Here is a 14,612-nt window from a genome sequence, read left to right as displayed (position 1 = left end):
GGCAGCGATGCCAGTCGCGTCCCCGCACCAGGTGGTCGCCACGACCAGACGAAGAAACTCGTCGCTTCCGATCGCTGAATGCTGGTGTCGCTGCCCCCGGACGCCGTGTTCGACGACGCGGCGGTGGTCGCGTTCGTGCGCGCGCTCGTCGACGCCGCGGACGTCGAGCGCGTCACCGTCTCGGTCGGGCGCAGCGCCGAGGGCATCGATGCGGCGCTCGCCTCGGTGCACGAGGCGGTCGACCTCGCGGGCGGTCGGAGGCGGCGCTCGGGGCGCGGTCCGCATCTGCGACGCGCCGAGAACCGTCCGCTCGTGCAGCTGGTCACCGCCCTGCGTGATGACCATCGTGTGCTCGAGCATGGCGAGCGGATGCTCGCCCCGCTCATCGCCTACGACCTGTCGCGGTCGGGCGACCTGCTCGACGTTCTCGAGGCGATGCTCGCCCACCCCGGCAACCGCACCGCGGCGGCGGCGGCATCCCATCTGTCGCGTTCGGTGTTCTATCAGCGCATCGCGCTCATCCAGGAGCTGCTGGGCGCCGATCTCGACGACGGCGAGACCCAGACCGCGCTGCATCTGGCGCTGCTCGTGCGGAGGTCGGCAGGACGCTGACGTGTCTACGCGTCGCTGGGCTCCCAGGGGTCGACGAGGTCGATGCCGAGATCCTCGAAGTCCTTCGTGTTGCGCGTCGCAAGAGTCGCACCGTGCACGGTCGCAGTCGCGGCGATCATCCCGTCCTCCACGGACAGCGGGCGTCCGATGATCCGGCGAGCCTCCTGCAGGCGTGCGTAGCTCCGGGCGGCCCGCTCGTCGAATGGCAGCACGCGACTGCCCGAGAGGATCGAGTCGATGGCCGCGATCAGTCGCTCGCGGCGCGCACCCTCCGGAAGCCGCCTGGCTGCGACAAGGAGCTCAGCGACGGAGATCGCGGTGATCGCGGCATCGGTCCGCGACTTCATCCAGGCGACGACAGCGGGGTCAGGCGTCGAGCGCAGCGGTTCGGACAGCACATCCGTGTCGAGGATGATCACGGCAGATCGAGCTCGCGGGGGAGGGTGCGCGCGGGTGGTTCGAGGTCGATGGCGAGACTGCTCGTCGCGTCGATCCAGTCGACGATCATGCTGCTGGGCGACACCGCGCTCGTCAGGATCGCTCGCGCTTCCGCCTCCATCGACCGGCCGTGCGCGGCGGCTCGCTCCTTGAGACGCTGCTGAACCTCATCATCGAGGTTGCGGACGGTGATGGCACCCACGGCTGCTCCCTTTCGTCTGCTGGCAATGCTAGCACTTCGATGTCGGAGGCCCCAGCCATGCTCTCGCCATGGAAACAGCCATCGACATCCAAGCCGAATCGTTCGTCCGTGAGCTCGCCGCGGCGATCATCGCCCCGCGGGGTGATGAATGCCTGGCGTGCTATCTCGACCGCGTCCTGCGCGACGCCCCCTGCGACGGCTCGCTGCGCCTGGCGCGGACGTACCGCGACGCACGGGCGCCCCGTGCCGTCGCGCTCGAGGGCCGCCTGGAGAGCGGCGGCGGCTTCTGCGACTGCGAGGTGCTCATGAACGTCTACTGGTCGAAGACCGACGACGTGAGACCCTGCCGCGGCGCGAGGCGCGGGTCCACGAAGCCGTGCGACCTCTGGCTGCGCCGCAGACGCGGGGACCGGTGGTGAGCCCGGGGTCAGCCCGCGAGGTAGACCTTGCGGAGCGTCTCGCGCACCGTCCACACCGTGCGCATGCCTGCGGTCAGGCGCGCGATCGACCCCGCGCGCAGCTCGATCGGCTCGAGGGTCGGGTCGTCGAACGCGACGGTGGCCGAGCCGGACAGCACGACGAAGACCTCGTCGGACTCGACGTCGGTCGACGTGCCCGGCGTGTGCTCCCACACGCCGAGCTCGATCCCCCCGAACCCGCCGAGTTCGGCGAACCCCGTGGCAGGGGAGCCCTGCACCACCTGGTCGGCAGGCAGCGGCTCGAGGTCGAGCGCGAGGGACGCGGCATCCGTCACGATCGCGGGGTTCACGAGTCGAACCCCAGACCGAGCGCGTCGAGCGTCTTCAGCAGCAGGTTGCGCTTGCCCTTGTTGTGGTCGGCGCGATCCAGAGACCAGCGGGTGGCGTTGATGCCCATCGACGCCGCGGGCTCGGGAGGGAACGGGAGCGGGCGCTTGCGCACCATCTCGAGCTGAGTGCGCTCGTTCTCGACGCCGTCGAGCAGATCGAGCATGACCTCGCCGGCGAAGCGGGTCGATCCGACGCCGAGCCCTGTGAAGCCGGCCGCGTACGCGACGCGGCGGTCGCGGGCGGTGCCGAAGAACGCCGTGAACTGGGTCGAGGTGTCGATCGCGCCGGCCCACTGGTGCGTGAAGCGCAGCCCCTCGAGCTGCGGGAAGGTGGTGAAGAAGTGGCTCGCGAGCTTGGCCCAGGTCTCGGGCCTGTTCTCGTACTCGGGATTCACCTTGCGGCCGTACCGGTAGATCGCGTCGTAGCCGCCGAACAGGATCCGGTTGTCCTTGGTGATCCGGTAGTAGTGGAACTGGTTCGCCATGTCGCCGATGCCCTGGCGGTCCTGCCAGCCGATCGACGTGAGTTGGGTGTCGGTGAGCGGCTCCGTCATGAGCACGTAGTCGTACACGGGAACCGTCATGAGCCGGTTGCGCTTGATGAGCGAGGGGAACACATTGGTGCCGAGCGCGGCACGGGCTGCCTCGACCCGGCCCTCGGGCGTCGTCACGACCACGCCCGGTCCGCTCGTGTCGAGCCCGGTGACGTGCGAGCGCTCGAAGATCACGACGCCCCGCTCCTCGCAGACGCGAGCGAGCTCGGCGGCCATACGCGCGGGATGGACCATGCCGCACGCGTTCTTCTCCCACACCGCAGCGAGATAGGTGGGGGAGTGCACGGATGCCTGGGCCTCGGCCCGGTCGAGGTAGACCACGCCTTCTTCGCCCTCGGCGGCCCACTCCTTCAGCCACTCCACCTGGTGCGGCTCGATCGCCGGAGCGAGCTGCCCGCTGCGCTCGAACTGGAAGTCCATGCCGAAGCGGGCCTCAGAGGCCTCGATCGCATCGAGATTCTCGTGCCCGAGCCGGTCGAGCGTGGTCATCTCCTTCGGCCAGCGGGCCATGCCGTTCTCGTGGCCGTGGGTGAGGCTGGCCTCGCAGAAGCCGCCGTTGCGGCCCGACGCCGCCCAGCCGACGCGCTGCGCCTCGACGACCACGACCTTCGTGTCGGGGTCGCGCTCGGTGGCGAGCAGCGCCGTCCACAGCCCGGTGTATCCGCCACCCACGACGACGAGGTCGGCGCGGTGCGTGCCGACGAGCGCGGGCCTGTCGGGAAGGAGGCTGTCGGGAAGGTCGTCGCGCCAGAACACCGAGTGCTTCGTGTCGGCGAGGGAGTGCTGGACGACGGATGCTGCCGGCCGCTGTCGTTCGAAGACGGTCGTGCCCACGGTTATCAACTCCGATGCAGTGTGTGGTGCTCCCATCCTCACCCGTAGGCCGGGTCGATGCGGGGCGGGCGTGTCGGAAGTTGTCCGGTGGGTCGGACAGGTTGTCGCGGCCTCAGCCGGCGACGAGCTCCCCCACGAGCGCATCGACGTCGGCGACGCGGGCATACGTGCCGTCGAGCGCCGCCATGAAGGCGAGGTGCACCTGGGCGCCCGGCACCGTGCGGCCGTCGTAGGCGAGATCGGGAGCAGCGCACGCGTCCTGCGCGACGGCGATGGTGAAGCCGAGGTCGGACGCCGCCCGCACGGTGGCATCCACGCACATGCTCGACATCATGCCCGCGACGACGATCTCGTCGGCGTCTGCTGCGCGCAGCAGCGACTCGAGCCCCGTGCCGAGGAACGCATTCGGCTGGTGCTTGACGATGACGTGCTCCTCGCCGTCGGGCGCGACCCGCGGATCGAACTCCACCCCGGGGGTTCCGGGGGCGAAGAACGCGGCATCCGGCGCGTCCCACACATGCTGGACGTGCACGACCCGCGCGCCCGACGTGCGGAAACCGGCGAGCAGTCGCGCGGCGGCATCGGCGGCGGAGTCCGGGTCCACGAGCGGGTGACGCCCGCCGGGGAAGTAGTCGCGCTGGATGTCGATGAGGAGCAGGAGTCGGGTCACCGCAACAGCATAGGGTCGCGCAACCCGCGTCAACCGCCCGTCATCGTGCGCGCGATCTGCGTCGCGGAGTCTCCCGCGCGCTTGAGCACGAGCGCGACGAGGGCCAGCGCGACGAGCGTCAGCAGCAGCATGATCGTCGACACGGCCGCGATCTCGGGACGCAGCCCGGTCCGCAGTGCGCTGAGCACGTACACCGGCCACGGCGTCGTGCCCGACACCTGCACGAAGGCCGCCACGATCGTGTTGTCGAGACTCAGCGTGAACGCCAGCAGGAAGCCGGCGAGCACCGCGGGCATCGCGAGCGCGAGGGTGATCCGGCGGAACGTCGTGAAGGGCGTGGCGTAGAGATCGGCGGAGGCCTCCTCCAGCTGCGCGTCCTGACCCACCAGCCGCGCACGCACGATGTACGACACGACCGCGGTCGCGAACAGCGACGAGCCGACCGACAGGCGCACGATGCCGTCGTTGAACATCGACAGGCCGAGGTCCTGACCGAGGAAGACCATGAAGGGCAGGAGCGCCACAGCGTCGACGATCTCGGGCGTGACCGACACCAGCAGGAGGAGCCCGAGGAACCACCACACCCACTTGCCGGGGTGCCGCGCCATCGCGATCCCGGCCAGGGTGCCGAGGGCCGTCGCGATGATCGCCGCGATCAGCGCCGTGATGAGCGATACCCGCACGGCGTTCTGAATCGCCGGCTTGACCAGGATGGAGGTGAAGGCGTCGAAGCCGAACCCGTCCCACACCGCCAGCAGGCGGCCGGTGTTGAACGAGTGCACGACGATCACGATGATCGGCAGGAACAGGAACAGCATGACGATCAGGCCCCAGACGCCGAAGGCGACGTCCGACCACGACCTGCGGGGGCGCCGCCGCGGCGCGGCGCCCGGGCGGGCCGCCCGCGCCTCCGCCTGAAGGATCGTCTCGGTCTCGGTCTGCGTGGTCACGTCGTGGCCTCCAGGATCGCGGCGGGGGCAGCATCCGTCTTCGCGTTCTCGGGAACCGGCCCGAGAACCAGCCGGTTGCGAGAGCGGAACGGCAGCGCGACGAGCCAGATGATCGCGGCGCACACCCCGATCGCCACCATGATCAAGAGCATGAGGAGCACCGCCATCGCCGATCCCAGCGCCCAGTTCTGCGCGGTCTGGAACTGTCCGGCGACGAGCTGGCCCACCATGTTGCCCTTCGCACCGCCCAGCACCGTGGCGGTGATGTAGTCGCCCATCAGCGGGATGAAGACCAGCAGCACGCCCGCGATGATGCCCGGCCGCGACAGCGGCAGCGTGACACGGAAGAAGGTCACGATCTTGCCGGCGCCGAGGTCCTTCGACGCCTCGCGCAGCGCCGGCCCGACGCGGTCGAATGCGACGAACAGCGGAAGGATCATCAGCGGCAGGTAGTTGTAGACCACGCCGATGATCACGGCCGCGCGCGTGTAGAGCAGCTCGAGCGGGCCATCCAGAACGCCGATGCCCTGAAGCGCGGTCGACAGCCACCCCTCCGGAGCGAGGATCACCTGCCAGCCGATCGTCCGGACGAGGAAGTTGGTCCAGAACGGTACGAGGACGAGCGCGATCAGGATGCCGCGGTGCTGAGGTTTGACCTTGAAGGCCATCCAGTACGCGACCGGCGCCCCGATCGCGAAACAGAGCACCGTGCCGATGATCCCCACCCACAGGGTGTTCTGGAAGGTCGCCAAGAAGGTCGGCGAGATGGCCTCGACGTACCGGTCGAACGACAGGACGTCGTTGGCGTGGGTGCCGAACACGCCGGGCTTGTAGCCGAAGCTGAACCACACGACCATGGCGACCGGTGCGACGAAGAAGAGGAGCAGCCACGCCCAGGCGGGGACCGCCAGCGCGGGCCCCACCGCACCGGTGGCGCGATTACGCACCGGCGGCAGCCTTCACCTCGTTGTAGATCTCGACACGAGTGCTCAGCGAGTCGTTGAGCACCTGCTCGTGCATGCTCTCGAGCTGCTCGGGCGTGAAGAAGATCATGTCGAGACGCTCGACTTCGGCCTCCTCGGCCGCGCCCTGCATGTCCTTGCCGCCGACGTTGTAGCCGACCCACTCGAGGTTCAGCAGCTGGTTCTCTGGGATCATCGCGAAGTCGATGAAGGCGTGGGCCGCCTCAGGGTGGGCCGCCCCGGTCGCGATCGCCCAGTTGTCCATCCACAGCTCGGTCTGCGGGCCGGGCAGCACCCACTGCCACCGGTCGGGGTCGGACGACTCCTGGATGCCGAGGCGTGCGTCGCCGTTCCAGGCCATGAGCAGGGCGTGTGTGCCCTGCGGAATCGAGTTGGCGCCGGCGGCGGAGTCGAACGCCGCGACGTGGGGGGCGATCTTCTCGACGAGGAAGGCTCGTGCTGCCTCGAGCTCGTCGGGGTCGTCGGTGTTCCAGTCCAGGTCGTTGGCCCAGAAGTACGATCCGACGACGCCGGCGGGATCGTCGGACATGGCGGTCTTCCCGCTCGCCTCGTTCTGCGCGGCGTCGAAATAGTCGGCCCACGTCGTCAGTTCGCGGGTGATCACGGTCTTGTCGTAGACGTAGCCCGTCGTCCCCCACGCCTTGCAGATCGAGTAGTCGTTGTTCGGATCCCACGCGCGGCCGAGGAAGGCCGGGTCCATGTTCGAGAGGTTGGGGAGCAGGTCCTTGTTGAGCTTCTGCAGCAGCCCCTGCTCGATCATCTGGGGGATGAAGACGCCCGTGGGCACGACGATGTCGTAGCCCGACGTGCCCTTCGCCGCGACGAGTTTGGCGATGAGTTCCTCATTGGATCCATACGAGTCGAGCGTGACCTTCGGTCCGAGCTCGGCGGTGAACGCCTCGACGACCTCGGGTGCGTCGTACTCGGCCCATGTGTACACCGACAGACTGTCCTCGAGGGCCCCGCCGGTCGCCTGAGGGGCGGGTGCTCCGCCGCCGCCGGGGGTGCAGGCCGCCAGCACGGTGGCACCGCCGGCGAGCGCGGCGAGACTCAGGAAGCGTCGGCGCGACAGCTCGCGCGCGATCAGGGGTGCCGCGCCCTCGGGGGCGAGGATGCGAAGCGGCGTACGAGGCTGGGTCATCGGGTACTCCTGGAGTCGGGTCGGGAGCCGAGACGGATGCTGCGGCTGCGGGCGTGCGGCGGGCGTGCGGGTCGTGCGGTGGAGCGTCGGGTGCGGGTCGAGTCGTGCGGGTCAGGCGGTGGGCGGTGCGACGTAGCCGCCCTGCTGCGCCGCGCCTTCGTCGGCGGCGGGGAACAGCAGCACGTGATGCGCCGCCCACGTGCAGACGACGGGGTCCCCGATCGCGAGGGGCGGGGCGTCCGGCGTCGGCCGCCGCACGATGAGGCTCTGGTCGGCGCCGAGCCGCACCAGGTACTGCATCGTGTCGCCGAGGTGCGACACCCCGATCAGCTCGCCGCGGGCCGTGTTCGCGTCCGGAGAGCTCTGGCCTGCGGTCGCTGAGTCCGCCGACGGCGCCTTCTCGATGCGGATGAACTCGGGCCGCACCGCGGCCTCGCCGAGGTTCGTGGTCGTGAGCACCGGCGACGCGGTCCGCACCAGCGCGTGCGGAGAGGTGATCGCCGCCCCGGCCTCCGCGGCCGGTCCGCGGAAGAAGTTCTGCTGCCCGACGAATGCGGCGACATACGCCGAAGCCGGTCGCGCGTAGACGGTGTCGGCGTCGGCGAGCTGCTCGATGCGCCCGGCGCGCATGATCGCGATGCGATCGCTCATCGACAGCGCTTCGCCCTGGTCGTGCGTGACGAAGACGAACGTGATGCCCAGGCGCGACTGCAGCAGCTTCAGCTCGAGCTGCATCTCCTCGCGCAGCTGGCGGTCCAGCGCCCCGAGCGGCTCGTCGAGCAGGAGCACCGCAGGCCGGTTCACCAGGGCGCGGGCCAGCGCGATGCGCTGCTGCTGTCCGCCGGACAGCTGCGTCGGCTTGCGGTCGCCGTACCGCCGCATCTGCACCATGTCGAGGGCCTGGGTGACGCGATCGCGCACCTCGGCCTTCGGCGTGCGCCGCTGCTGCAGCCCGTAGGCGACGTTCTCCGCGACCGACAGGTGCGGGAAGAGCGCGTAGGCCTGGAAGACCGTGTTGACGTCGCGCTTGTACGGCGGCGCGGCGAGCACTGAGCGGCCGGAGATGCGGATGTCACCGGCATCGGGGTGTTCGAATCCCGCGATCATCCGCAGCGTGGTGGTCTTGCCGCAGCCCGACGGCCCGAGCAGCGAGATGAACTCGCCGGGCTTGATCTCGAGTGACAGGTCGTCGACCGCGAGCTGCTCGCCGTAGTACTTCGTGAGTCCCGACAGGGTGACGGCCCCGCGTGCGCTGTCGCCGTCGGGGGGATCCTGCTCCGCCGAAGCCTGCGCTGCGGACGCCGTGCCTGTGGACATCGTCACCTCGTGAGGTCCTTCTGGTGCGGGCCGCGCGACGATGCACGGCCTATCGGGTGTGGAGGTATTCAATATGGCGACGTAGGCGCCCGCAACGGAGCCGCGGCCGAACCGGACGATCCGGGCCGGTGCGGCCGCCCGGTGGGACAGATTGTCCGGGGTTGTGTGACGCTCAGGAAACCGCGGCGTTTCCGCGGTGGCACGACACGGGGGACCGGATGCCTCGCCCCCGCGCGACAGTTCGTCTGCCGAGCATCGTGATCAAAGCGTGCTGGAACCGGGGTTCAGGCGGGTCGGCACCGCGGCTCAGCGCTGGCAGGAGGGGCACCAGAACACGATGCGCTCGCGCGTCGGATCCGCGCCGAGGCTGCCACCCAGGATGCCCGTGCCGCATCGGCGGCACGGGCGCCCTTCCCGCCGATACACCCACGTCGATCGGCCGGCGCGCGCGTCACCCGTGAAGGTGCGTCCCGAACGGTTGCGGTTCGCGCGGATCATGCGGGCTCCGAGATCCACGATGGCCGCAGCATCCGTCTCATTCGCGGGCGTCGTGGGCAGGACGCCGCGCACGAACAGGATCTCGTTCGCATACTCGTTGCCGAAGCCCGCGATGTTGCGCTGGTCCTGCACGGCGACGTGCACCGCGCGGGTGTCGGCGGCAAGGCGGCGGGCTGCCTCTTCGGGATCCCACGAGTCGGACAGCGGATCGGGACCCAGATAGCCGACGAGCTGGTCTTCGTCGCCGGTCGGGACGAGCTTGATGTCGGCGAGATCGAACCCGACGGTCTCCCACTCCACGCCGTCGGGTGCCGTCGCGCCGATGATCGCCCGCGCGCGGAAGGCCGGGGCGTGCCAGCGTTCGCCGCGCCGGTAGACATGCCATTCGCCCTCCATCTTGAGGTGCGTGTGGAGCGTCCAGGACCCGATGCGGTGGAGCAGGTGCTTGCCGCGCGCGACGACCTCGTGCACTACTTCGCCGCGCAGGTCCGCGGTGGCCAGCTGCGGGACCCGCAGCTCGAACCGCGTCACGCTCGCCCCTGCGAGCGCTGCGTCGAGCCGCCGAGCAGCGCGGTAGACGGTGTCGCCTTCAGGCACGTGCGCCCGCCCTGCCCTCCGGCCCCTGAGCGCCTCCCGGCCCCTGAGCCTGTCGAAGGGCGTCGCCCGCGGTGAGGCGGCGCAGCGTGAGACCGCGCGGCGACTCCACGAAGCCGGCATCGCGAAGCGTCCTGCCCACGGAGGTGCCGTACACGAACGCGCCGTTCACCTGCTCGATCGTGAGGGTGTCGAGGCGCCGTGCGCGAGCAGTCGCCGCGAGGTCGCGCGTCGCAGCGGCCAGCGCCGCTTCGTCGCCCGTGAAGGCGAGGGCCGATTTGCCGCCCCGCTCGAGGTACAGCGCGAGCGCGCCGTCGACCAGAACCACCAAGGCGCCCGCCTTGCGACCGGGGCGGTGCGAGACGCCCTCCAGCGCCGGCCACGCGAGCGCGGCGCCGTAGGGGTTCGCGGGATCGGTCGCCGCCAGCGTCACCGCCCGCAGCGGCGGCGGGTCGGAGAGTCCGGCGAACTCGCGCAGCCGGTCGACGGTGGCCGAGGCCGCGAACTGCGCGGCGCCCAGCTTCTCGATCACGTAGCCGCGGCGGCAGTGGCCGGCTTCCTCGAAGCCGGCGAGCACGCGATAGGTCTGGGCGAACCCGCCGGGCACGCCCTCCGACTGCACCGCGCCGCGCGTCACCACGCCGTAACGGTCGAGGAGCAGGCTCGCCGTCGCGGTCGCCCGCAGGGCGGGGTCGGGTTCCGCGGCCGGAAGCAGCGACCACCGGCCGCCGATCGCCGGTGGGCGAGCGGGGACGGATGCTGCCACCGCTCGCACCGCCGCACCCCGGTACAGTCGCGCCCGCGGTGTGCGCCGGCTCACCCGATGGGCCTGCGAGCCGCCGGAGACGAGCGCCCGGACCGGCGCGAAGGTGTCGTTGGTCACGAGGCCCGCCCATGTCAGTCGCCACAGCGCGTCGACGACGGACTGCTCGTTCTCGGCACCGGTGGTCTGCCGCAGCTGTGCGGCGAAGTAGGCCCCGCCACCGCCGAGCGCCGCGAGCAGCTGCGCGTCGAGAGAGCCGGGTGCGGCCTCGTCGGCCTCGTCGGGGAGTGCCAGCGTGAGCGGCACCGCGTCAGCCGGGTGCAGGGCGATCCAGCCATCACGGCCCGGAAGACTGCCGTGGCCCGACCACACCACTTCGCCGGTGGCCGTGAGCTCGTCCAGCATGCCGGACGCGTAGTCCGCGACGCGGGCGGGGAGCACGAGCGACTCCCACGCGCTCGCGGGGATCGGCACGCCCGCGAGCTGCTCGACGACGGCGGCGACGCCGTCGATCCCCTCGAGCGGCCGCGTCACGTGCTGCCACACCGGGAGGAACCGGGCGTACGCATGCTGCGGCACCGGCTCGACGCTGCCGCGGATGGCCGCGAGCGAGCGCATGCGGAGGCGGCGGAGCACCTCGGCGTCGCACCACTCCGTCTCGTCCGCACGTGTCGCAGCCGAGCCCGTCGAAGGCTCGGGAAGGAAGAAGCCGCTGGTGACCCGTCCCTGCGACTCGAAGCGTTGCAGCGTCAGCCGGGCGACGGCCACGCCGATGCCGAGGCGGTCGGCCGCGGCATCCGCCGGGAAGGGTCCGTGGGTGCGCGCGTACCGTGCCACCAGGTCGCCGAGGGGGTCTGCCACAGGTTCGAGGAACGCGGTGGGGATGCCGACGGGCAGCGCAGCGCCGAGGGCGTCGCGCAGCCGGCCCGCGTCTTCGATCGCGGCGATGCGCGTGATGCCGGCGATGGTCACCGGGATCGCGCGTCGCGCCGAGACGAGGGCGTCGAGGAGAGCGGATGCCTCGGCCTCGCTGGCGTGGTCGGGGTTGCCCGTCGGTTCGGAGCGATTCGTCTCGCTCGTTTCCCGCTCGCTCAACGGCCGGGGGGCGGTGTCCGGGTCGAGGCGCTCCGCCACCTCGGCCGCGTCGAGCGGGCCGAGGAGTCGCAGCAGATCGGCGACACCCTCGAGGCCGCGCGCGCGGCGCTCGGGGTCGAGGCGCTGGGCCTCGCGCTCGAACTGCGCGATCACGTCAGGGTCGAGCAGCTCCCGCATCTCGACCTTGCCGAGCAGCTCGGACAGGAGCGCGGGGTCGACGGAGAGCGCCGCGGCGCGGCGCTCGGCGAGCGGCGAGTCGCCCTCGTACATGAACGCGCCCACGTAGCCGAAGAGGAGGTCGCGCGCGAACGGCGAGGGCTGCGCGGGCTCGGTCTCGATGAGCCGGATGCGCCGCTCGCCGATCCCGCGCATGAGACGCAGCAGCGACGGCACGTCGTAGACGTCCTGCAGGACCTCGCGGAGCGTCTCGAGGATGATCGGGAAGGTCGGATGGCGCCGCGCGACCTCGAGGAGCTGCGCCGACCGCTGCCGCTGCTGCCACAGCGGTGTGCGCTTGCCGGGGTTGCGCCGCGGCAGCAGGAGCGCGCGCGCCGCGCACTCGCGGAACCGTGAGGCGAACAGCGCCGAGCCGCCGACCTCCTCCGTGACGATCTGGTCGAGCTCGTCGGGATCGAAGACGAAGAGGTCGGCACCCGGAGGCTCGGCCGTGGCATCCGGAATGCGCGCGATGATGCCGTCGTCACTGGCGACGGCCGAGCCGTCCACGCCCAGCCGTTCGCGGATGCGGGCGTTGACGGCGAGCGCCCACGGCGCGTGCACCTGCATGCCGTACGGGGAATGGAGGATGACGCGCCAGTCGCCGACCTCGTCGCGCCCGCGTTCGACGGTGAGCTGACGGTCGGTCGGCAGCGTGCCCGTCGCCTCGCGCTGCTCGGCCAGGTACGCCAGCAGGTTGTCTTGCGCGAACTCGTCGAGGCCCGCCGCGCGCAGCCGCGTCTCGGCCTTGTCGGGCTGGGCCGCCGACACCTCGCGCGAGAACTTGCCGAGCGCCTCGCCCAGCTCGGCGGGACGGCCGATGCCGTCGCCGTGCCAGAACGGTACCTTGCCGGGCTGCCCGAACGCGGGCACCACGTTGACGCGATCGTGGGTGATCTCGACGATGCGCCAGCTGGTGGTGCCCAGGGTGAAGACGTCGTTGACGCGCGACTCGTAGACCATCTCCTCGTCGAGTTCGCCGACCCGCGCGTTCTGGGATTCGCCCGCGATGAAGACGCCGAAGAGGCCCCGGTCGGGGATCGTGCCGCCGCTCGTCACGGCGATGTGCTGCGCGCCCGGGCGACCGGTCAGTACGCCGAGGTCGCGGTCCCAGATGACGCGGGGACGCAGCTCGGCGAACTCGTCGGAGGGGAACCTGCCGGCGATGAGGTCGAGGGTCGCCTCGTACGCCGACCGCGGGAGCGAGCGGAAGGGCGCGCTGCGCTTGAGCGTCTCGTACCACCCTTCGACGTCGACGGGACCGATCGCCGCGGCGGCCACCGTCTGCTGGGCGAGGATGTCGAGCGGGTTCTGGGGGATCGCGATCGCCTCGATCTGACCCGCGAGCATGCGCTCGGTGACGATCGCGGTGTGCAGCACGTCGCCGCGGTGCTTCGGGAACAGGGCGGCACGGCTCACCTCGCCGACCTGGTGACCGGCGCGGCCGATGCGCTGCAGTCCCGAGGCCGCGCTCGGCGGCGCCTCGACCTGGATCACGAGGTCGACCGCCCCCATGTCGATGCCGAGCTCGAGGCTCGAGGTCGCGACCACGCAGCGCAGGATGCCGGACTTCAGCTCTTCCTCGACCTGCGCCCGCTGCTCCTTCGAGACCGATCCGTGGTGCGCCTTCGCGAGCACGGGATCGGCCCCCGCCGTCGCACCGGCCTGCGCCATCATCGCGGCGGGCACCGCCGGATCCGGCAGGTCGAGTCCGAGGCGCTCCGAGTAGATCTCGTTCAGCCGGCCGGTCAGCCGTTCGGCGAGGCGACGGGAGTTGCAGAACACGATGGTCGAGCGGTGCAGCAGGATGCGATCGACGATCGCCTCCTCGACGTGCGGCCAGACCGACCCCGTCATCTCCGTCTCGCCGGCGCCGGAGGCCCGCGGGGGCGCGCTCGAGGACTGTCCGTCGGCGAACCAGTCTTCGTCGATCGGCTCGTCATCGAGGTCGTCCGTCGGTCCGGGGCGTTTCGTCTCGCTCGTTCCTCGCTCGCTCGACGACCGGGGGTCAGGCTCGTCGGAGGTGAACGGGCTCGGCGGCGGGGGCGGGTTCAGCATGTCGCCGATGGGCACGACGACCTTCATGTCGAAGGCCTTGCTGGCGCGCGGCGCCACGATCTCGACGGGCTCCGCACCGCCGAGGAACCGCGCCACTTCGTCGATCGGCCGCACGGTCGCCGACAAGCCGATGCGCTGCGCGGGCGGAGCATCGGGCGCGAATGAGCGCCGCAGCGCGTCGAGACGCTCCATGCTCACCGCGAGGTGCGCTCCGCGCTTGGTGGCCGCGACGGCGTGCACCTCGTCGACGATCACGGTGTGGACGTCGCGCAGCGTCTCGCCCGCGCGGCTCGTGAGCATGAGGTACAGAGACTCGGGGGTCGTGATGAGGATGTCGGGCGGCGTCTGCACGAGCTTGCGCCGGTCGCCCGCGGGGGTGTCGCCCGACCGCACGCCGACGGTGACGTCGGGGACGCTGAGGCCGAGGCGCCGTGCCGATTGCCCGATCCCGACCAGCGGCGACCGGAGGTTGCGCTCGACGTCGACGCCGAGCGCCTTGAGAGGGGAGATGTAGAGGATCCGGGTGGCGGGGGCCGCGGCATCCCGTCGCTTCTTCTTGCCCTCGGGTGCCGGCGACGCCGGGGCCTTGTCGTGGAAGACGCGGTCGATCGCCCAGAGGAAGGCCGACAGCGTCTTGCCCGAACCGGTCGGCGCGACGACGAGCGCATGCTTGCCGGCGGAGATCGCCTGCCACGCGCCCTTCTGGGCGTCGGTCGGAGAACGGAAGGCGCCCCGGAACCAGTCCTGCGTGGCAGGACCGAACCGCTCGAGGACATCGCCCATCACTCCATCTTCGTCGTGATCGCCGACATCGGGCCAGGTTCCGTCCAGGACCGCCGCGTAAGCTCCCTGCGTGCGTGCACCCCCGGCACGCGCTCA

At 71.0% G+C, this 14,612-nt stretch carries 13 protein-coding genes; 2 read left to right on the top strand and 11 right to left on the bottom strand.

What is annotated here, in order from left to right; all coding sequences use genetic code 11:
- Positions 1–78 precede the first annotated feature (78 nt).
- A complete protein-coding gene (locus AC3A46_RS14200; protein WP_487665770.1) occupies positions 79–612 on the top strand; it encodes a PucR family transcriptional regulator in 534 nt (177 codons plus the stop codon).
- Between the two features lie 5 nt (positions 613–617).
- Here the strand turns inward: AC3A46_RS14200 and AC3A46_RS14195 are convergent, their stop codons facing one another.
- The gene (locus AC3A46_RS14195) at positions 618–1,031 is read right to left on the bottom strand and encodes a PIN domain-containing protein (protein WP_487665769.1); all 414 of its coding nucleotides are present in this window, start codon (positions 1,029–1,031) and stop codon (positions 618–620) included.
- On the bottom strand, positions 1,028–1,252 hold the full coding sequence (locus AC3A46_RS14190; RefSeq protein WP_487665768.1) for a FitA-like ribbon-helix-helix domain-containing protein: 225 nt from the start codon (positions 1,250–1,252) through the stop codon (positions 1,028–1,030). The genes AC3A46_RS14195 and AC3A46_RS14190 overlap by 4 nt, the downstream gene beginning before the upstream one ends.
- Positions 1,253–1,320: 68 nt before the next feature.
- On the opposite strand from AC3A46_RS14190, the gene AC3A46_RS14185 reads away from it, so the two are divergent.
- Positions 1,321–1,671 (top strand): DUF2695 domain-containing protein, encoded by a 351-nt coding sequence (locus AC3A46_RS14185; RefSeq protein WP_487665767.1) that lies wholly within the window; start codon positions 1,321–1,323, stop codon positions 1,669–1,671.
- An 8-nt stretch (positions 1,672–1,679) separates the two neighbouring features.
- Here AC3A46_RS14185 and AC3A46_RS14180 read toward each other — a convergent pair whose 3' ends face one another.
- From AC3A46_RS14180 to AC3A46_RS14140, 9 genes are all read right to left on the bottom strand, one after another.
- Positions 1,680–2,021, bottom strand: a complete 342-nt coding sequence (locus tag AC3A46_RS14180; RefSeq protein ID WP_487665766.1) for a cupin domain-containing protein — start codon at positions 2,019–2,021, stop codon at positions 1,680–1,682.
- Entirely contained in the window at positions 2,018–3,448 is a 1,431-nt protein-coding gene (locus tag AC3A46_RS14175) for an NAD(P)/FAD-dependent oxidoreductase (RefSeq protein ID WP_487665765.1), read from the bottom strand. The genes AC3A46_RS14180 and AC3A46_RS14175 overlap by 4 nt, the downstream gene beginning before the upstream one ends.
- Positions 3,449–3,560: 112 nt before the next feature.
- Positions 3,561–4,118, bottom strand: a complete 558-nt coding sequence (locus AC3A46_RS14170; protein ID WP_487665764.1) for a cysteine hydrolase family protein — start codon at positions 4,116–4,118, stop codon at positions 3,561–3,563.
- A 29-nt stretch (positions 4,119–4,147) separates the two neighbouring features.
- On the bottom strand, positions 4,148–5,068 hold the full coding sequence (locus AC3A46_RS14165; RefSeq protein WP_487665763.1) for an ABC transporter permease: 921 nt from the start codon (positions 5,066–5,068) through the stop codon (positions 4,148–4,150).
- Complete coding sequence (locus AC3A46_RS14160) at positions 5,065–6,015, bottom strand: ABC transporter permease (RefSeq protein WP_487665762.1); 951 nt, start codon at positions 6,013–6,015, stop codon at positions 5,065–5,067. Before AC3A46_RS14160 ends, AC3A46_RS14165 begins: the two co-directional genes overlap by 4 nt.
- Complete coding sequence (locus AC3A46_RS14155) at positions 6,008–7,192, bottom strand: polyamine ABC transporter substrate-binding protein (protein ID WP_487665761.1); 1,185 nt, start codon at positions 7,190–7,192, stop codon at positions 6,008–6,010. Before AC3A46_RS14155 ends, AC3A46_RS14160 begins: the two co-directional genes overlap by 8 nt.
- Positions 7,193–7,303: 111 nt before the next feature.
- Positions 7,304–8,509, bottom strand: coding sequence for an ABC transporter ATP-binding protein (locus AC3A46_RS14150; protein WP_487665771.1), 1,206 nt, complete (start codon positions 8,507–8,509; stop codon positions 7,304–7,306).
- Positions 8,510–8,815: 306 nt separating this feature from the next.
- On the bottom strand, positions 8,816–9,604 hold the full coding sequence (locus AC3A46_RS14145) for a DNA-formamidopyrimidine glycosylase family protein (RefSeq protein WP_487665760.1): 789 nt from the start codon (positions 9,602–9,604) through the stop codon (positions 8,816–8,818).
- Positions 9,597–14,516, bottom strand: coding sequence for an Lhr family ATP-dependent helicase (locus AC3A46_RS14140; RefSeq protein WP_487665759.1), 4,920 nt, complete (start codon positions 14,514–14,516; stop codon positions 9,597–9,599). The genes AC3A46_RS14145 and AC3A46_RS14140 overlap by 8 nt, the downstream gene beginning before the upstream one ends.
- Positions 14,517–14,612: the final 96 nt, after the last annotated feature.

It is taken from the genome of Microbacterium sp. Soil_C_42, assembly GCF_057656735.1.
This window is presented reverse-complemented; position numbering and strand designations above follow the sequence as displayed.

Bases quoted from the DNA above. Each gene is read 5' to 3' on its own strand.
- AC3A46_RS14200 (WP_487665770.1), top strand. From the start codon at position 79: ATGCTGGTGTCGCTGCCCCCGGACGCCGTGTTCGACGACGCGGCGGTG.
- AC3A46_RS14185 (WP_487665767.1), top strand. From the start codon at position 1,321: ATGGAAACAGCCATCGACATCCAAGCCGAATCGTTCGTCCGTGAGCTC.
- AC3A46_RS14155 (WP_487665761.1), bottom strand. From the start codon at position 7,192: ATGACCCAGCCTCGTACGCCGCTTCGCATCCTCGCCCCCGAGGGCGCG.
- AC3A46_RS14150 (WP_487665771.1), bottom strand. From the start codon at position 8,509: ATGTCCACAGGCACGGCGTCCGCAGCGCAGGCTTCGGCGGAGCAGGAT.
- AC3A46_RS14140 (WP_487665759.1), bottom strand. From the start codon at position 14,516: ATGGGCGATGTCCTCGAGCGGTTCGGTCCTGCCACGCAGGACTGGTTC.